The 18,553-nt window shown below is 60.8% G+C and carries 17 protein-coding genes; 11 read left to right on the forward strand and 6 right to left on the reverse strand.

Features of this window, described 5'->3' with window-relative positions; genetic code table 11:
• The first annotated feature begins 9 nt into the window (after positions 1–9).
• The 7 genes from dctP (at position 10) to B0E33_RS06975 (ending at position 7,088) form a co-directional block, all read left to right on the forward strand.
• Positions 10–1,023 (forward strand): TRAP transporter substrate-binding protein DctP, encoded by a 1,014-nt coding sequence (gene dctP, locus B0E33_RS06945; protein ID WP_208997780.1) that lies wholly within the window; start codon positions 10–12, stop codon positions 1,021–1,023.
• A gap of 90 nt (positions 1,024–1,113) precedes the next feature.
• Positions 1,114–2,214 (forward strand): NAD(P)/FAD-dependent oxidoreductase, encoded by a 1,101-nt coding sequence (locus B0E33_RS06950; RefSeq protein ID WP_077290778.1) that lies wholly within the window; start codon positions 1,114–1,116, stop codon positions 2,212–2,214.
• Positions 2,189–2,494, forward strand: a complete 306-nt coding sequence (locus tag B0E33_RS06955) for a (2Fe-2S)-binding protein (RefSeq protein WP_228148067.1) — start codon at positions 2,189–2,191, stop codon at positions 2,492–2,494. Before B0E33_RS06950 ends, B0E33_RS06955 begins: the two co-directional genes overlap by 26 nt.
• Positions 2,487–3,890, forward strand: coding sequence for an FAD/NAD(P)-dependent oxidoreductase (locus B0E33_RS06960; protein WP_077290780.1), 1,404 nt, complete (start codon positions 2,487–2,489; stop codon positions 3,888–3,890). The genes B0E33_RS06955 and B0E33_RS06960 overlap by 8 nt, the downstream gene beginning before the upstream one ends.
• On the forward strand, positions 3,887–4,228 hold the full coding sequence (locus tag B0E33_RS06965) for a RidA family protein (RefSeq protein WP_055657656.1): 342 nt from the start codon (positions 3,887–3,889) through the stop codon (positions 4,226–4,228). Before B0E33_RS06960 ends, B0E33_RS06965 begins: the two co-directional genes overlap by 4 nt.
• Positions 4,229–4,836: 608 nt before the next feature.
• Positions 4,837–5,607 (forward strand): Stf0 family sulfotransferase, encoded by a 771-nt coding sequence (locus B0E33_RS06970; RefSeq protein WP_077290781.1) that lies wholly within the window; start codon positions 4,837–4,839, stop codon positions 5,605–5,607.
• 140 nt (positions 5,608–5,747) lie between these two features.
• Entirely contained in the window at positions 5,748–7,088 is a 1,341-nt protein-coding gene (locus tag B0E33_RS06975; protein WP_077290782.1) for a mechanosensitive ion channel family protein, read from the forward strand.
• 217 nt (positions 7,089–7,305) lie between these two features.
• On the opposite strand, the gene uraH is transcribed toward B0E33_RS06975, so the two are convergent.
• The gene (gene uraH, locus B0E33_RS06980) at positions 7,306–7,659 is read right to left on the reverse strand and encodes a hydroxyisourate hydrolase (protein WP_077290783.1); all 354 of its coding nucleotides are present in this window, start codon (positions 7,657–7,659) and stop codon (positions 7,306–7,308) included.
• Between the two features lie 226 nt (positions 7,660–7,885).
• Between uraH and puuE the strand changes: the two genes are divergently transcribed.
• The 3 genes from puuE to B0E33_RS06995 all read left to right on the forward strand — a co-directional run bounded on the left by puuE (position 7,886) and on the right by B0E33_RS06995 (position 11,283).
• Positions 7,886–9,280, forward strand: coding sequence for an allantoinase PuuE (gene puuE / locus B0E33_RS06985; protein ID WP_208997842.1), 1,395 nt, complete (start codon positions 7,886–7,888; stop codon positions 9,278–9,280).
• A complete protein-coding gene (locus B0E33_RS06990) occupies positions 9,277–9,774 on the forward strand; it encodes an ureidoglycolate lyase (protein ID WP_077290785.1) in 498 nt (165 codons plus the stop codon). Before puuE ends, B0E33_RS06990 begins: the two co-directional genes overlap by 4 nt.
• Before the next feature lie 72 nt (positions 9,775–9,846).
• Positions 9,847–11,283: a uracil-xanthine permease family protein gene (locus B0E33_RS06995; protein ID WP_023002143.1), complete on the forward strand. Its 1,437-nt coding sequence runs from the start codon at positions 9,847–9,849 to the stop codon at positions 11,281–11,283.
• Positions 11,284–11,702: 419 nt separating this feature from the next.
• Here the strand turns inward: B0E33_RS06995 and B0E33_RS07000 are convergent, their stop codons facing one another.
• From B0E33_RS07000 to bhcA, 5 genes are all read right to left on the reverse strand, one after another.
• Entirely contained in the window at positions 11,703–12,686 is a 984-nt protein-coding gene (locus B0E33_RS07000) for a type I glyceraldehyde-3-phosphate dehydrogenase (RefSeq protein ID WP_077290786.1), read from the reverse strand.
• A gap of 14 nt (positions 12,687–12,700) precedes the next feature.
• Positions 12,701–13,666, reverse strand: a complete 966-nt coding sequence (gene bhcD / locus B0E33_RS07005; RefSeq protein ID WP_023002146.1) for an iminosuccinate reductase BhcD — start codon at positions 13,664–13,666, stop codon at positions 12,701–12,703.
• 323 nt (positions 13,667–13,989) lie between these two features.
• A complete protein-coding gene (bhcC, locus tag B0E33_RS07010) occupies positions 13,990–15,153 on the reverse strand; it encodes a 3-hydroxy-D-aspartate aldolase BhcC (RefSeq protein ID WP_077290787.1) in 1,164 nt (387 codons plus the stop codon).
• Between the two features lie 97 nt (positions 15,154–15,250).
• The gene (gene bhcB / locus B0E33_RS07015) at positions 15,251–16,243 is read right to left on the reverse strand and encodes a beta-hydroxyaspartate dehydratase BhcB (protein WP_077290788.1); all 993 of its coding nucleotides are present in this window, start codon (positions 16,241–16,243) and stop codon (positions 15,251–15,253) included.
• Positions 16,240–17,430 (reverse strand): L-aspartate--glyoxylate aminotransferase BhcA, encoded by a 1,191-nt coding sequence (gene bhcA, locus B0E33_RS07020; protein ID WP_077290789.1) that lies wholly within the window; start codon positions 17,428–17,430, stop codon positions 16,240–16,242. Before bhcA ends, bhcB begins: the two co-directional genes overlap by 4 nt.
• A gap of 169 nt (positions 17,431–17,599) precedes the next feature.
• On the opposite strand from bhcA, the gene bhcR reads away from it, so the two are divergent.
• Positions 17,600–18,460 (forward strand): HTH-type transcriptional regulator BhcR, encoded by an 861-nt coding sequence (gene bhcR, locus B0E33_RS07025; RefSeq protein WP_077293176.1) that lies wholly within the window; start codon positions 17,600–17,602, stop codon positions 18,458–18,460.
• The last annotated feature ends 93 nt before the right edge of the window (positions 18,461–18,553 follow it).

The following is an 18,553-nucleotide window of genomic DNA, read 5'->3' on the forward strand; positions in this document are numbered from 1 at the left end:
AGGACAAACATGAAAACCACGGGGAACACCAATATGAAGAAATTTCTGACCGCGACCGCCGTCGCAACACTGATCGGGCTTTCCGGCGCTGCCCAGGCGGCCGATTTCAAGATGAGCCATGTCCGCCCGCAAGGCGCCACCATAGACGTTGAACTGAAGGCCTATGCCGAAGCCGTGAAGGAAGCCACCGGCGGCGACGTCAACATCGAGATCTACGCCGCTTCGGCACTAGGTGACTACACCACCGTCCAGGAACGAGTTTCCGTCGGCGCCATCGAAATGGCAACCCAGCCGGCGGCAACCGGCACGGACCGGCGCATGCAGATCGCGTCCGTGCCGTTCCTTGCCTCCAACTGGGAAGACGCCCGCAAGATCTATGGGCCTGGCGGTGTGCTGCACGAGACCATGGCTGAACTGTTCTCAAAGCAGGACATCACCATGCTCGCGGCCTATCCGGTCTATTTCGGCGGTATTTCGCTTAACCGCGACGCTGTCACGCCGGGCACCACCGAGCCGAAGGGCATCAAGGTTCGTGTCCCAGGCATCAAGAGCTTCCAGCTCACCGGTGAGGCGCTCGGCTATATTCCGGCACCGATCCCCTTCTCCGAAGCCTTCACGGCCATTCAGGTCGGCGTGGTCGACGGTGTCATCGGCTCCGGCGCGGAAGGCTACTACGCGTCGTTCCGGGACGTGACCAAGTCCTACATTCCAGCGAACACCCATTTCGAGGTCTGGTTCATGATCATCTCCAACGAGGCGCTTTCCGGTCTCGATGAAGACGACCAGGCGGCCATGAGGAAGGCTGCTGAAGATTTCGAGGCGGCACGCTGGGTTGTTGCCGAGGAAGACCAGGGCAAATGGGAACAGCGTCTTGCCGACGAACTCGACGCGAATGTGGTTGAACTCACCGACGAACAGCTTGCAGGCATGGCCGCCAAGGTTCGCGAAACGGTCTGGCCGGAGCTTCTCAACGATGTCGGTCAGGAGTGGGGCCAGTCGATCCTAGACAAGGCCCTGAACTGAGGGGCCCCTCACTGAGGTGTGCTGAACTGACAGCCGTGAACCGCTGGGCGGCAACCGCCGCCCGGACATTGATCTTATTCGGGAAACATCATGGAATCGGACTACGCCATCATTGGTGGAGGCGTCGTGGGGCTTTCCGTTGCCTGGGGTCTGCTCCAGCGCGGCAGGTCGGTCACCGTTCTTGACGGTGACGACGGCAGTTTCCGCGCCAGCCGAGGCAACTTTGGCCTCGTCTGGGTGCAATCCAAGGGCATGAAACAGCCTGCCTATGCCCGCTGGTCTCAGCGCTCCGCCGCCGCGTGGGCAAATTTCGCAGCCAGCTTGCGCGAAGCCACCGGCTTTGACGCTGCGCTGGAGCAGAAGGGCGGCTACGATCTCCATTTCTCGGACGAGACACTAGCCGAGACAGTTGCCCAGTATGAAATTCTGAAGGCAAAGCTTGGCGGTGATTATCCTTATGAAATCCTGGGCCACAACGAACTGCGCCGGGAAGAGCCGGAAGTCGGCCCGAAGGTTGCCGGGGCCATTCTTCATCATCAGGACGGCCACGCCAATCCGTTGAAGTTGCTGCGAGGCCTTACTGCCGGTGTACGCGGCAACGGCGGAACCGTGCTGAACGGCAAGACGGTCGACACGGTCACGCGTGACAGCTCTTTCAGGATCAACTGCAGCGATGGCACCGTGGTCGAAGCGAACAAGCTGGTGCTGGCTGCCGGTCTCGGTTCGGCTGCACTCGGCCCGAAACTCGGCTTCAAGGCGCCTATCCGGCCGCAGCGCGGCCAGGTTCTGATTACGGAAAAACTGCCCAGAATCCTCAACCGGCCATCCCTGATTGCACGCCAGGTCGATGAAGGTGGCATACAGATCGGCGCGACCAACGAAGAAGTCGGCTTCAACGACAAGGTCACCGCCAAGGGGCTTGCCGGTCTCGCGGCGGAAGCGATCGCCGCCTATCCCATTCTGGCCAAGGCTCAACTGGTGCGCAGCTGGGGTGCCTTGCGCGTTCTCTCGCCTGACGGCCTGCCGATTTATCAGGAAAGTCCGGAGATGCCGGGCGCGTTCCTCGTGACCTGTCATAGCGGCATCACGCTAGCCGCCGCCCATGCCTCTTTCCTGCCCGACTGGCTGGAAAAGACAAACACGGCGCCAGACCTGGAGGTGTTCAGTGAAGACCGCTTCGCCCTTTCGTGAGCTGGAACAAGGTACCGGGCGGGTCCGCGTTCGCTTCGCCGGCAAGGACCTGATGCTGCGCGACGGTGGTAATCTGGCAGCCGAACTTCTGGCTGCCGGTGTCCGTTCCTTCCGGCAGACGCCCGTTTCAGGCGCAGAGCGTGGGCCGTTCTGCATGATGGGCGCCTGTTTCGACTGCCTGGTTGAAATAGACGGCGTTACCCGGCAGGCCTGCATGTGCGAGGTCAGCGCCGGCATGAATATTGGCATGCCGGGCACCGGAGGAGATGGTGATGCTTGAAGCTGATCTCCTTGTCCTCGGCGCCGGTCCGGCGGGAATGGCGGCTGCCAGAACGGCTGCGGATGCTGGGCTTTCCGTTCTGCTTCTGGACGAGCAGGCCCGGCCTGGCGGACAGATCTATCGCAGCGTCGGAAACGCGCCGGAAGGCCGGGCGCAGATCCTTGGCAGCGATTACACCAAGGGTAACGCTCTCACTGAGGAGCTGGATCATCCGATGATCCGGCATCTGAGCGGCGCAACCGCGTGGCAAATCGAAAAAGGGCCACGCGTCTCCTTCACACGAGACGGTGCTGCCTCCGCCGCAAAAGCCAGACGCCTGCTGATAGCCACCGGCGCGCTGGAACGGCCGATGCCAGTCCCGGGCTGGACCCTGCCAGGCGTGATGACCGCAGGTGCGGCGCAGATCCTGCTGAAGCAATCCGGCCTCATGTGCGAAAGGGCGGTTCTGGCCGGAAGCGGCCCACTGCTTTATCTGGTCGCCGCCCAGATGTGCCGGGCAGGCACACCGCCCCTGGCTCTGGTGGAAACACAGACATTCGCCGACAGGCAGGCAGCGCTGCGGCATTTGATCGGAGCGCTGCGCGGCTGGCGGCTGCTTGCCAAGGGTTTGGGTCTGCTTGCCGAAATCCGCAAGGCGGGCGTTCCCCGCTACACCGGCGCATCGGCAATAGCCATTCAAGGCAAGACGCAGGCCGAAACGATAAGCTTCACGTCGGGAGGCAGAGGCCACAATCTGGAGTGTGCAACGGTGCTGCTGCATCATGGTGTGGTTCCTAACACCCAGGCTGCACGCTCCATCGATGTGCCGCATCACTGGAACGAAGTTCAGCAATGCTTCGTGCCGGAAAAGGATGGCTGGGGCCGCACGCAGCTTCCGGACGTATTCATTGCCGGTGATGGCGCGGGTATTGGCGGTGCAACAGCTGCGCAACTTCAAGGCAGGCTGGCCGCTCTGGCAATCGCTTGCGATCTCGGCAAAACCACGCCGGCAGATCGTGACCGGAACGCCGCCCCACTGGATCGGCAACTGGAAACCGAACTGGCCGCCCGGCCATTCATAGACAGGGCCTATCCGCCCTTCCGCGAAGCCTTGCTGCCTGCCGACGACACCATCGTCTGCCGCTGCGAGGAAGTCACAGCAGGCGATATTCGCCGCTATGCCGGTCTGGGCTGCGTTGGACCCAACCAGACCAAAGCTTTCGGACGGCCCGGCATGGGCCCGTGCCAGGGCCGCTATTGTGGCCTGACGGTCACGAACCTTCTTGCGGACGAAAGTGGACGTTCACAGGACGACACCGGCTATTACCGCATCCGGCCACCCCTGAAACCGGTCACACTCGGTGAGCTGGCAGCCATGACAGATCTAGAAACCGACGAACAGGAACCCGTCACATGATAGAACGCATCGAAACCGGCCCCCGCATGAGCAAAATCGTCAAGCACAACGGCGTTGCCTATTTGTGCGGACAGGTGGGCGATGGCACGAGCGTCGCCGACCAGACCCGGGATTGCCTGTCGCGCATCGACACTTTGCTGGAAAAGGCAGGATCCTCACGCAAAAATATTCTGCAAGCCATCGTCTGGCTGTCGGACATGAGCGACTTCGCCGACATGAACTCCGTCTGGGACGCCTGGGTGCCCGAAGGACATGCCCCTGCACGGGCCTGCGGCGAATCCAAACTTGCCCGGACGGAGTTGAAGGTCGAGATCATTATCACCGCCGCCTGCGACTGATGGCGGTCTGACAGTCGTCGCTTGGCGTAACTTGAGTGCTTGCCAGCAAGACCTCAGAAGCAAACATACGCCGGTGTTCATCCCTTGAAGTCCCCCCGGGCGAGCAAAGCAAGACCCGGGGGCTGCTCATTTCCAGAATTCAGGTGTGGTTCTCAATGCGACCGCTTCAGCGAGCTGGCTCTGCGAGTAGGCCCCGGATTTGCGCTGCGCTTGTCCGGGGTGACTGTTTTGCACAGGGTGAGACTTGAGCGAAAACGGCACTGCCGGCTATGGCAAACGAAACGTCTGCGGTTGGCAAGGTATCCCAAAGCCTGTCCGGCAACAGAGACGATCTTCCAGCCCCCCAGCCCCCAGCCCCCTCATCCTGAGGAAGCGCGCAGCGCTGTCTCGACGGATGGGCCGCTTGCTCCGGATTTGCCGCCAATAGTTCGAGGCATCGGCCAACCTCGGGATGAGCGATCCTCTCTGGCAAATTCACGGACAGAGTGTTGCTCGCCAGACACCCCTTGATCAAATTCCGTCGCAAATTCAAGCCTGTGTCCGGTGCAATCCCCTAGCTTTGCTTCAGGTGTCTTGCACCTGTCACCGATCCTTGAAATGAACACCCCATGATCGGCTACTCGTCCTACATCCTGTGCACCTCCCCCCGTAGCGGCAGCACGCTGCTCTGCAAGCTTCTGGCGGCGACGGGTGTTTCCGGGCATCCGGGCTCCTATTTTCACGAGCCGTCCAAGGAGGATTGGCTTGAGGACCTGAATGTCGATGTTGTGCCGGGGGAAAACGAGCAGGCAACGCTGCGCCGCATCTTTGCGGCAGCTATCGAAAAGGGCACTCGGGGCAAAGGTCTTTTTGGCCTGCGGCTGCAGCGGCACAGCTTCGATTTCTTCATGAAACAACTTGCCATCCTTTATCCGGACGGTTCGAGCGATCTGACGCGTCTTGAAGCAGCCTTCGGCAAGACGCTGTTCATTCACCTGACCCGTGCTGACAAGGTCGACCAGGCAGTTTCCTTCGTTCGCGCCGAGCAATCCGGCCTCTGGCACAGGGCTCCGGACGGCACCGAGCTCGAGCGATTGTCGGAACCGCGCGAATTGCAATATGACGCCGCTGAAATCCGCGCCTGTCACGATCGCTTCACCCGGTTTGACCGCGACTGGCAAGCCTGGTTCGAAATCCAGGGTATTTCCCCACTTCGGATTACCTATGACGCGCTTTCGGCAGATCCGCAGGCCACGCTGAGACTGGTTCTTCAACGGCTCGGCCTGGATGCGTCAGCAGCGGAGGGTATCGTGCCCGGCGTTGCCAGACTGGCAGATGCCACCAATGCCGACTGGGTGTCCCGTTTCCGCGCTGAGCTGGAGATCGACAGCGCCACCTAAAGCCGCCTGTGTGAACCACCTGTGCGGCCGCGCCGTATCCTTCTCGAAGAAGCACGCGTTTTGCAGCCGCCTTGGCCGCGGGCCAGGAATGCTGTTAAGCTGTTGATGCTTCGACGGGAAACAGACGGACGGGTGGTTTGATGAACCTCGAAAGTTTCGTTGCCGAACTTCAATCCTGGGCCACGCTGGCTCTCAGCTACCTGACGGCGCCCTGGTTTGCCTATCAGCTCGCCATCATCGTAGTTCTGTTCGGCCTGGCCAAGCTGCTGAGCCTTCGCGTCGAGCCGAGGCTTGAAGCCCGTGCACGTGAAATCAGAGGCCATCCGGGCCTGCTTCGTGTGGTGGTGGCCCTGCTCCGGCGGATCGAGTGGATCTTCTTCAGCCTGTTCCTGTTCATTGCGCTTACGGTGATGCGCAGCGTCACCTGGCCGAGCCGGAGCCATTTCATCGCGATCGCCCTGTCGCTGTCGCTCGCCTGGCTGTTTGTCTCGGTTCTGTCGAGGGTTATCCGCAACCGGCTGGTGGCAAGAACGCTCAGCTGGCTCGCCTGGATCTATGTTGCGCTGGTCATTCTGGGCTTTGACGACGAGGCCGGCACCTTCCTCGACAGTCTGGCATTGCCACTCGGCGAGATGCGGTTGTCCTTGCTGCTGATCCTGAAGGCGGTTCTGCTACTGTTTGCAACCGTCTGGGTCGCGGTGGTCCTCGGGCGCTATTTCGATGAGCAGGTACAAAAGTCGGATGAGCTGACCCCGTCGATCCGCGTGTTGATCGGCAAGGTCGCCAAGTTCGGGCTGATCCTGGTGGCCGGAACGGTTGCGCTTTCCTCGGTCGGTATCGATCTCTCCGCCTTCACCGTCTTTACCGGGGCGGTCGGCCTCGGTCTCGGGTTTGGCCTGCAGAAGGTCATTTCCAACTTCATTTCCGGCATCATCATCCTGCTCGACAAGTCGATCAAACCGGGCGACACCATCTCGCTGGAAGGCACGTTCGGCTGGATCCGCGAGTTGCGCGCCCGCTTCGTTTCCGTGGTAACGCGGGACGGACGCGAATATCTGATCCCGAACGAGGACTTCATCACCCACCGTGTGATCAACTGGTCCTTCAGCGACGAACTTGTCCGCCTCGACGTCAATTTCGGCGTCTCCTACGACGCCGACCCGCATGAAGTTTCGAAGCTTGCCATCGAAGCGGCGATGACGGTCGGCCGGGTGGAAGGCTCCCGCCGTCCGGTCTGCTGGCTTACGGGCTTCGGCGACAGTTCGCTCGACTTCGTCCTGCGCTTCTGGATCCGGGATCCGCAGCAGGGACTTACCAACGTACGCGGCAAGGTGTTGCTGGCGCTTTGGGACACCTTCAAGGAAAATAAGGTCGGCATCCCTTATCCGCATCGGGAGATTATTTTGAAGAAGGAGACGGGCAATGGATTGCCTGCCGAGGCGTTCCATGAGGTCCGCGGAAAGCAGAAAGAAATCGATTAGCCGGTAGCGCTTCAACCTTGTCCGGACGGGTGTTCACCGATCGAAGCTGTCGATACCCCAGCTCAGCAAAAAACCTCATCCTGAGGAGGACCTTGGGTCCGTCTCGAAGGATGGGCCGCTTGTTTGGAGCAAGGGTCCCATCCTTCGAGACGCGAGCAGGCTCGCTCCTCAGGATGAGGCTGAAACTTTGGAAAGACACTCGAAACAGCGACTTTCCTCAACTCCCCCGGTAAGTCGAATAGCTGAACGGCGAGACCAGAAGCGGCACGTGGTAGTGGGCTTCTTCCGACATGCCGAACCGCAGCGGCACCGTGTCGAGGAATTTCGGGTCCGGCAAAGCGATCCCAGCGGCGTCGAAATAGGCGCCGACATGGAACACCAGCTCGTAGGTTCCGGTCTTGAATTCGTCTTTCGGCAGGATCGGGCTGTCGGTGCGGCCGTCGTCGTTGGTTTCCAGGCTGCGGACGTAGGTCCTGTTGTCACCATCAATTGCATAAAGATCGATCTTGATGCCTTTTCCAGGGCAACCCTGGGCGGTGTCGAGCACGTGAGTCGTCAGGTAACCGGCCATCTTGGCCTCCTCCAAATGTCAGTTTGCGCGCATGATGCTGTGGGCCTCAATCGAAGGGCACCCGTGGTTCACAGGAAGCACTTTCTAAAAAGACGAGAAAGTCATGTCCATTATTCTGTTTTATAAGAAGACAACATGCCAGCCCTTGAATGAGGCATAGTCTTTGCTTGGTTCAAAACACGTTGGTATCACGAGGAGGTCCGTCTTGAATCGCTATTCCCGGAACATGCGTGGCTATGGTCAGAACCCGCCGGATCCAAAGTGGCCAGGCGGGGCCAGAGTCGCTGTCCAGTTCGTGTTGAACTACGAGGAAGGCGGCGAGAATTGCGTGCTGCATGGCGATGCGGCGTCCGAGGCGTTCCTGTCCGATATTCCGGGTGCCGCCCAGTGGCAGGGCAAACGCCACTGGAACATGGAATCCATCTATGAATACGGCGCCCGCGCCGGTTTCTGGCGCCTGCACCGGCTGTTTACGCGGGCTGATATTCCGCTGACCATCTATGGTGTCGCTTCCGCTTTGGCCCGCAGCCCGGAACAGGTGCAGGCCATGAAGGACGCCGGTTGGGAAATCGCCAGCCATGGCCTGAAGTGGGTCGAACACAAGGATATGCCCGAAGCAGAGGAACGTGCGGCCATTGCCGAGGCGATCCGACTGCACACGGAAGTGGTCGGCAGTCGCCCGCTCGGCTGGTACACGGGCCGCTGCTCGGAAAATACCGTTCGCCTCGTCGCCGAGGAAGGCGGTTTTGCCTATATTTCAGACACCTATGATGATGATCTGCCCTATTGGCTGGATGCCGATGGCCGTGATCAGCTGATCATTCCCTATACGCTGGAAGCCAACGACATGCGCTTCGCGACGGCACCGGGATGGACGGATGGAGAGGATTTCTTCCTCTATCTGAAGAACGCCTTCGACTTGCTCTATGAAGAAGGCACGACGGACACGCCGAAGATGATGTCCATCGGCCTGCATTGCCGCCTCGTCGGCCGTCCGGGCAAGATCATGGCGCTGAAGAAATTCATCGATCATATCCAGGCTCATGAAGGCGTCTGGTGTCCGCGCCGCATCCAGATTGCGGACCATTGGGCCAAGACGCACCCGCCGCAGAAGGGTCTTCGCCCCAGCCGCATGGAAAAAGCCGAGTTCGTCAAAACCTTCGGCGGCATCTTCGAGCACTCCCCCTGGATCGCCGAACGTGCCTTCGAGCTGGAACTCGGCCCGGCTCATGACTGTGCCGCCGGTGTTCACAACGCGCTTTGCCGGATGTTCCGCTCCGCAAGCGAGGAAGAGCGCCTCGGCGTTCTGACTGCCCACCCGGATCTTGCCGGAAAGCTGGCACAGGCAGGCCGCCTGACGGCGGAAAGCACCAACGAGCAGGCCAGCGCCGGTCTCGACATGCTGACCGACGAGGAACGCGAGACCTTTACCCGGCTGAACAATACCTACGTCGAAAAACACGGCTTCCCGTTCATCATCGCGGTGCGCGATCACGACAAGGCCTCGATCATGGCCGCCTTCCAGCGCCGGATCGACAACGACCGGGCGACCGAATTCGAAGAAGCCTGCCGCCAGGTGGAACGGATTGCCCAGTTCCGGCTCAAGGACCTGCTGCCGTGAGCCGTCTCATTGCCCCATCGATCCTGACCGCAGAGGCCTTCGCCCCCTATGGCGATGTTCTCGAGGTGGCGGGCGCGCCCGACAAAATCATAAATCAAGGCATGTGCGGCCGTCATCATGACCGGGCGAAGCTCGACTTCGGCGAAGGCCGGGCAGGCATCAGCCTGTTCGATGCCAAGGCCCGGTCGTTTCCCTATGTCGTCGACATGGTCGAGCGACACCCGGAAGGCAGTCAGGCCTTCATACCACTGGACGGTGTGCCGATGCTGGTTGTCGTCGCTGACGACGAGAATGGCCTGCCGGTCAACCTGAAGGCATTCATCAGCCAGCCCGGACAGGCGATCAACCTGTATCGCGGCACCTGGCACGGTGTTTTGGCCCCGCTCTGGCAAGCGGGCCGCTACGCGGTCGTGGACCGCATCGGGGACGGAACCAACCTGGAGGAACACTGGTTTCCCGACCCTTGGACAGTGGAGGCCGACAACAAGGAATAAGCCTCCCTTTCAGAACGATCCCTGCCCGCTCAACGAGGCGGAGACGTTCACACGACCTTCAGAGGAGCAGAAATGTCTAATTCATCGATCGGATCTCCGGAGCAGCTCCGGGATCCCAATTACACGCCACCGCTTTACAAGGCGATCCCGCTCGGCATCCAGCATGTCCTGGCCATGTTCGTCTCCAACGTCACACCTGCCATCATCGTGGCCGGTGCAGCCGGGTTCGGCTTCGGGTCCAATTCTCCCGACTTTCCCGAACTGCTTTATCTCATCCAGATGTCGATGGTCTTTGCCGGCGTCGCGACCCTGTTGCAGACGATCACCCTCGGCCCGGTCGGTGCGGCATTGCCGATCGTTCAAGGCACATCCTTTGCCTTCCTGCCGATCATGATTCCGCTTGTTGCCGGCAAGGGGGTCGACGGTCTCGCGGCTCTGTTCGGGGGCGTGATCATCGGCGGTTTCTTCCATGCGTGCCTTGGCCTCGTCATCGGCAAGATTCGCTTCGCCCTGCCTCCCCTGGTGACAGGACTTGTGGTGACGATGATCGGTCTCGCGCTGGTTCAGGTGGGCATCCAGTATGCCGCCGGCGGCGTCCCCGCCATCGGCACGCCGGAATACGGCTCGCTGCTCAACTGGGCGGCCGCTCTGGTGGTGATCGTGGTGACACTCGGGCTGAAGTTCTTCGGCAGGGGCATGATGTCGGTCTCCGCGGTTCTGCTCGGGCTGATTGCCGGTTACATCTTCGCCCTTGCCACCGGCATGCTGACCTTTGAAGCCGTCTCCACGTCCTGGGACCGTGCGGCTGTCTTTGCCCTGCCGCAGCCGTTCAAATACGGCTTCGAATTCTCGTTCGCGGCCGTGCTCGGCTTCTGCCTGATGGCCTTCGTTTCCGCGGTGGAAACCGTGGGCGATGTATCCGGCATCACCAAAGGCGGCGCCGGCCGGGAAGCGACCGACAAGGAAATCGCCGGTGCGACCTTTGCCGACGGTCTCGGCACGGCTGTCGCCGGTTTCTTCGGCGGTTTCCCGAACACCTCTTTCAGCCAGAACGTCGGCCTCATCGCCATGACCGGCGTCATGAGCCGCCATGTGGTGACTATCGGCGCGATCTTCCTGATCGTCTGCGGTCTGATCCCGAAGGTCGGCGCGGTCATCCGCACCGTTCCGATCGAGGTTCTCGGCGGGGGGGTCATCGTGATGTTCGGCATGGTTGTTGCCGCCGGTATCTCGATGCTGTCGGATGTGAACTGGAACCGGCGCAACATGGTGATCTTCGCCATTTCGCTTTCCATCGGTCTCGGACTGCAACTGGAACCGGGCGCCCTGCAGCACATGCCGGACACCGCGCGTATCCTTCTGACCAGCGGCCTGCTGCCGGCAGCCCTGATCGCCATCGTCCTCAACCTGGTGCTGCCGGAAGAACTCTCCGACGAATCCACCGAAGAGGTTTCCGGTGGTCTCTCCGGCCACGGACGCGGCTCCCTGCCGAAGGAAGAAACCGCGTAGGGGCAAGCGTTACACGAGCATGAGAAAGGGCCGCGTGAGCGGCCCTTTTTTTGTGATCGGTCACCCGTCCTTCTGGACGCGAACATTCCGGACCGGGTTACGAGGCATTCGATAGATAACGTGTGACTATCCAGTCTCGTTGGTCCCCGATCCCGGCTCGCACTTCGTTTGGCCGGGATGACGATGGAGGGGGGCTGCAGGGAAGAATTTCAGGCGTTTCAGCAGTTGCCCCCCTCCGTCATTCCGGACAAGGGTGTTGCAGCCGGACGCAGATCCGGACTCCATGCATATTTCGCGCTGAAGGCGCGTCTCTATTTTTGAGAAGTCTTCGCTTTGCTCACGCTGACGCGCTGGGTTCCGGATCTGCGTGCAGCCAAGCTGCACTTGTCCGGAATGACGGGGGAGGAGAAATTGTGTCCCTACCGTCCCGCCATCAGCCGTGCCATGTCGATCATCCGGGCAGAAAAGCCCCATTCGTTGTCGTACCAGCCGAAGATGCGCACCTGGTAGTCATTGGCCTCAAGCGTTTCAGGCAGATGGATGACCAGGGATTCCGGTCGGGCACGCATGTCCGTCGAAACCACCCGGTCCCGTACGAAGCCGATCACAGGATTGCCGGAAAAGATCTCGAGCAGCCTGGTGTTGAAGGGGGCCTTCACGGGCTGCGCGAGCGTCACGGTCAGGTCGACCGCGGAAACGCTGATCGCTGGCACCCGGACCGCAGCGCCGCTGATTTTGCCCTCAAGCTGCGGCAGAACCTTGCCGACAAGCTTGGTGGCGCTGGTGGTGGTGGGCACCATGGAGACGCCGCCGGCACGACTGCGCTCCAGCGGCCCCCTCGGGGCGTCCACCATCGGCTGACTGCCGGTGTAGCAGTGGATGGTGGTCATGTGCCCGCTCTTGATGCCGATAGCATCATCAAGACCGCGTAGCAGAGGGGCAAGCGCGTTGGTGGTGCAGGAGCCGTTCGAGACGATGCGGTGATGGCCTAGCTGGTCTTCGTTCGCGCCAAGCACCAGGGTGATGTCGGCTGCCCCGGAGGGGCCTGAAATCAACACGTTGGCAGCGCCGGCTTTCAGGCCACGTTCCGCAATCTCGCGCGTGTCGGCCTTGCCGGTGCATTCCAGCACCACATCCACCTGGGAAAGATCAAGGAGAGACAAGTCGGGTTCAGCGGAGAAGACGATCTCGCGTCCGTCTACCGTCAAGGTGCCTTCGCCCGCTGTTACTTCGCCCGGCCACGGGCCGAAGACGCTGTCATACTTGAAGAGATAGGCACAGGTCTCAAGCGGTGCGATATCGTTGATCCGCACCACCTCGATGCGTTCCGTTTCCGGAAGCTTCAGCACTTGACGCAAGAGGGTCCGGCCGATCCGGCCGAACCCGTTGATCACAATCCGCATTTTCCACGGTCCGTCTAGAAATCCACTTCGATCGCGACGCCCTTCTGGATTGCCAGATCGACCGCGGCGGATGCCACGGCAAGATCCTGAAGACCGACGCCGGTACCGTCGAAGAGGGTGATATCGCTCTGCGACGTCCTGCCTGGATGATTACCATTAATGACCGCGCCGATCTCAATTATATTGTCCTCAGAGACAATTCCGCTGGCCACCGCATGCTGGCATTCACCGATCGTCGCCGACTGAGCGACTTCATCCGTGAAGAGCTTTGCCTTGGCAACAAGCGCAACATCGACTTCCTGTTTGCCCTTGGTATCGGTACCCATGCACGCGATATGCGTGCCCGGCGAAACATGCTCTTCCATCAGGATCGGATCGAAGCTGGAGGTGATCGAGATGATCACGTCGGCTTCCGCACCCAGCCTGGCCAGATCGACGGATTCGTAAGGCAGACCGAGTTCGTTCGCGGTTTCCTCCAGACGCACCAGCATCTCCGGATGAAGGTTCCAGCCAAGCACCTTTTCGAAGTCGCGCTGTTCGGCGGCGGCCCGCATCTGGAACGCGGACTGGTGGCCGGCTCCGATCATGCCAAGCACCTTCGCGTCCTTGCGTGCCAGATGCTTGATGGAAACCGCAGATGCTGCCGCTGTTCTGAGGGCGGTCAGCAGGTTGCCGCCGACGACGGCCTTCGCCTTGCCGGTATCGGCATCGAACAGGAACACGGTCGACTGGTGGTTGGTCAGGCCCTTTGCCATGTTGCCCGGCCAGTATCCGCCGGATTTCAGGCCGAGCGCGAGCGAGGACCGGTCAAAGCCCGACTTGAACCCATAAAGCGCATCGGCATGGCCGATTGCCTCGCGAATAACCGGAAAATTATAGGCCGCCCCGCCCGCCATGGCGGCAAAGACGCTTTCGACAGCGTCAAAGGATTCCTGGCGGCCGATCAGGCCGGCGATTTCCTTTTCAGGAACGATGATCATGTGTGTCTCCAGCAAAACATCGTCTTCCCCCGACCTCATCCTGAGGAGGTGCGAAGCGCCGTCTCGAAGGATAGGCGGCTCGCTCGGAGTGTTTGGCCCATCCTTCGAGACGGGCTTGTCTGCCCTCCTCAGGATGAGGTGTTGGTGTTCGTTTGCGCACTTAATGCCAAACCCTCCATCGTCATCCCGGACGCAGCGTAGCGGAGATCCGGGATCGGTGAGCCGGGGCGTATCGGGTTAAACCCGAAGACCAGGTGGCTCTCCGGTCCCGGCTCGCGCTGCGCTTGGCCGGGATGACGAAGGGGAGGCCTTAAGTCGTAACTTCAGTAAGCCTTGCCGCGGGCCGAGACCGGCCAGACCGTCTCGACCTTGCCGCCCCGCACGCCGACATACCAGTCGTGGACGTTGGCGGTCGGGTCGCAGTGGCCGGGCACCAGCTTCAGCTTCTCGCCCACCTGCAGAACACCCTTCGGGTCGGCAATGACCCCGTGCTCGTCCGAGCACTTGATATATTCGACATCGTTGCGGCCGTAGATGAACGGCAGACCGCTGTCGACGGACTGGGCCTTGAGGCCCGCGTCACAGATCGCCTTGTCGGCTTTCGCGTGGCTCATCACCTGGGTCAGGATGAAGAAGGCGTTTTCCCATTCCCCCTGGTCGATGCGCTTGCCGTCCTTATCGAGAATGCGGCCGTAGTCTGCATCCATGAAGGCATAGGAACCGCATTGCAGCTCGTTGTAGACGCCAGAATTGGACTCAAAATAGTAGGAGCCCGTGCCGCCACCAGAAACGAGTTCCGGCTCCAGGCCTTCCTTCTTCAACGCCTCGACGGCGTCCTTGACCATGGCAATGGCAATGTCGAGCTTGTCCTTGCGGGCTTCATAGCTGTCGATGTGCTGCATGGCGCCCTGGTAGGCCTGGATGCCGCTGAACTTCAGGTTCCTTGCCGCGTCCACAGCCTTGGCAATTTCGACAACCGCCTCGCTCGTGGTAACGCCGCAGCGACCGGCACCGCAATCGATCTCGATGAACACTTCCAGCGTGGTGCCGTGTTTGGCAGCGGCTTCAGACAGATCGGCAACATTGGCGAGATCATCGACGCAGACGATGGTGCGGCAGCCAAATTTTGGCAGCCGGGCCAGACGATCGATCTTGGCCTTGTCGCGAACCTGGTTCGACACCAGGATGTCCTTGATACCGCCACGGGCAAAGACCTCGGCTTCCGAAACCTTCTGGCAGCAGACCCCGACAGCACCGCCGAGCCGTTCCTGCAGCTTTGCGACATCGACCGACTTGTGCATCTTGCCATGCACCCGGTGACGCATGCCGTGGGCCTTGGCATAGTCGCCCATCTTCTTGATGTTGCGCTCCAGTGCATCGAGATCGAGCACCAGGCAAGGCGTCTGGATATCGGCCTCGTCCATGCCGGGCAGGGCGGGAATGTCGTAGCCGACTTCGAGCTTTTCAAATCCGGTTTGTGCGTTCATTTTTCTTCTCCAAATGGCTCAGGCATTCCAGATCAACCAGCTTTCGGAATTCATCCGAAGGCTGAAAAGTTGATCGTTTTTAGAGCGATGGAGCATCTTAGCTGCGGTCCTCGGAACGCAGGATGCTCCAGGGCAGCTTGCCGAGATCGACATTGCCGCCGGTGATGATGATGCCGACACGTTTGCCGGCAAAGACGTCCCTGTTCTTCAGGATGGTTGCCAGCGGCACGGCGGAAGATGGTTCCATGACGATCTTCATCCGCGCCCAGATCAGGCGCATGGCGTCGACGATTTCCTGTTCCGACGCGGTCAGGATGTCGGTGACGTGGTTCGAGACGAAGTGCCAGGTCAGCTCCTTGAGCGGCACCTTCAGCCCGTCGGCAACAGTTTCCGGCGCATCGTCGGCAATGATGTGGCCCGCCCTGAAACTGCGGGCTGCATCATCCGCCTGCTCCGGTTCGGCAGCAAAGATCTTCACTTCGGGCGCCAGGTTCGACAGGGTCAGGCAGGTGCCTGAGACCATGCCGCCACCGCCGATCGGTGCGACAACCGCATCAAGACCATCTGTCTGCTCCATCAATTCCTTGGAACAGGTGCCCTGACCGGCGATGACACGCGGGTCATTGTAGGGATGAACGAATTCCGCTCCGGTCCGGGCCTCGACCTCGGCAAAGACCGCTTCGCGGCTGGAGGTGGACGGTTCACACTCGGTGATGATGCCGCCGTACCCACGAACGGCATCCTTCTTGGCCTGTGGCGCCGTTCTCGGCATGACCACGTGGCACGGAATGCCCCGCCGACCTGCCGCATAGGACAGGCTGAGCGCGTGGTTGCCGGAGGAATGGGTCGCCACACCGGCCTTGGCGGTTTCCTCGTCCAGACCGAAGACGGCGTTGGATGCACCGCGCACCTTGAAGGCACCTGCCTTCTGGAAGTTCTCGCATTTGAAGAACAGTTCCGCACCGGTCAGCTCGTTCAGGAACGAGGAGGTCAGAACCGGCGTCCGGTGGATATGCGGCTTGATGCGCTCATGCGCGACGAGCATGTCCTCGAGAGTCGGGATGTACTGGGTCAGGGCGTCGGTTTTCATGCGGCTTCCTTCGAGGCAATGGCGCTGTCACTGCGATAGACTTCCTGGGCGGCCGCAACACCGGAGCCCAGTTGGATGTCGAGGCCGAGATCGGCCATGACCATTTCGGCAGTCGCCAGCCCCGACAGCATCATGACGTCGGTCAGGCTGCCCAGGTGGCCGATACGGAACACCTTGCCTGCGACCTCTCCGAGGCCGACACCGAAGGCGACGCCGTATTTCGCGGCGGCGTGGGTAACGATGCCGGTGGCGTGGAAGCCCTCGGGCGTGCGGATCGCGCTGACCGAATCCGAATAGACGTCCGGTGTCTGCGCGCAAAGCTCCAGGCCCCAGGCCCGGACCGCGGCGCGCACGCCTTCTGCAATGCGGTGGTGGCGGGCAAAGACATTGTCGAGGCCCTCTGCCAGCAGCATGTCGCAGCTCTGCTTCAACCCGTTCATCAGGCCGACGGCCGGCGTATAGGGATAGGCGTTGTTGGCGTAGGCTTTCATCATGTCGCGAACATCGAAGAAGGTGCGCGGCAACCGTGCGCTTTCAACGGCGGCCTGTGCCTTTGGCGACAGGGCGATGATGGCGAGCCCCGGTGGCAACATGAAGCCTTTCTGGGAGCCCGTGACCGCGGCATCGACACCCCAATCATCCATGCGGAAATCCATCGAGGCAATCGAGCTGACGCCATCGACAAAGAGCAGCGCCGGGTGCTTCGCGGCATTCAGCGCGCGGCGTACCGCGGCAATGTCGGATTTGACGCCGGTCGCGGTTTCGTTGTGGGTTGCCAGCACCGCCTTGATCTCGTGGTTTGTGTCCGCGGCGAGTATTTCCTCATAGCGGTCTGCCGGCAGCCCGGTGCCCCAGGCTGCCTCGACAACCTCAACCTTCAGGCCGTGGCGCTGGCACATGTCGATCCAGCGATGACTGAACATGCCGTTGCGGGCAGCCAGGATCTTGTCGCCGGGGCTCAAGCAGTTGGTGATCGCGGTTTCCCAACCGCCGGTTCCGGTCGACGGAAACAGGAACACCTCAGCGGTTTCCGTCTTCAGCACCTTTTTGACGCCTGCAAGCGCGGGCTGCAGGATCTCACCGAACAGCGGCGAGCGATGGTCCAGGGTCGGCATGTCGCACGCTCTGCGGAGCGCTTCCGGCATGTTGGTGGGGCCGGGAATGAAAACAGGATTTTGGAAGCTCATGGCCGTTTCCTCTTATGGATTTTGAGAAACGGTACCGTGCAGGGGCGGAGCTCCGCAATTTTTTTAAAATATTTTTTCAAAAATAGATTTTGTATAAATTGCCAATCTTGTCAGTATGTTATATTTTTCATATGGTGAATTGATTTTTCAAAATTCGAAAAATGAGCTGATGACAGATCTCAAATCCGATAGTTCCGCCACCAGACGCGCCCGTGGGCGACCACGTGCCTGGGACGACAAGACCGAACAGAACACCATCAAGTCGCTCGACCGGGCGATGGCGGTGTTCGAGCATCTGAGCACCCAGTCCGGCGTCTCTCTTTCAGCCCTGTCGGATCAGCTTGGAGAATCCACGGCAACGCTCTATCGCATCCTGTTCACGCTGGAGACACGTGGCCTGGTGGAATTCGACCAGGCGCAGCAGCTCTGGCACATAGGTCCGGGCGCCTTCATCATCGGCGCTCGATTTTTAAGGCGTACCAGTCTGGTGGAACGGGCGCGTCCTGTCCTGCGCTCCCTGATGGAGCAGACAGGGGAAACGGCCAATCTTGGTGTGGCACAGGCGGACCAGGTGCTGTTTGTCAGCCAGGTCGAAACCCACGAAAGCATTCGCGCCTTTTTCCCGCCCGGCACCTTGTCACCGCTGCATGCCTCCGGCATCGGCAAGGCGCTTCTGGCTTTCATGGACGAGGATCAATGCAAGCGTATCCTGAAGCAGCCCGACCGGGAACGCTTCACCGAGCACACATTGTGTGACGCGGGCCTGCTGGCCGCGGACCTGGAAGCGATCCGTGCACGCGGGTTCTCGATCGACGGGGAAGAAAAGAACCTCGGAATGCGCTGCATCGCGGCACCCGTGTTCAATCACTATGGCGAAGCTGTCGCCGGTCTGTCCGTCTCGGGCCCGACCAGCCGGGTCAGCCCGGACAGGATCGGGCCTTTCGCAGAAGCAGTGAAGGCGGCGGCCGCTGCACTGACCGCCGCCCTCGGCGGCGAAATCGCTCCGCCGCAAACGAAGACCGTGGAATAAGGACGCTTGCTTCACTCCCGACCCGATCCAGAGGAGTTCGTTACACCCACACCCTGAAGCGGCCAATCCCACCCTCTCCCTCGTCCTGAGGAG

It is taken from the genome of Roseibium algicola, from assembly GCF_001999245.1.
GTDB classification, from domain to species: domain Bacteria; phylum Pseudomonadota; class Alphaproteobacteria; order Rhizobiales; family Stappiaceae; genus Roseibium; species Roseibium algicola.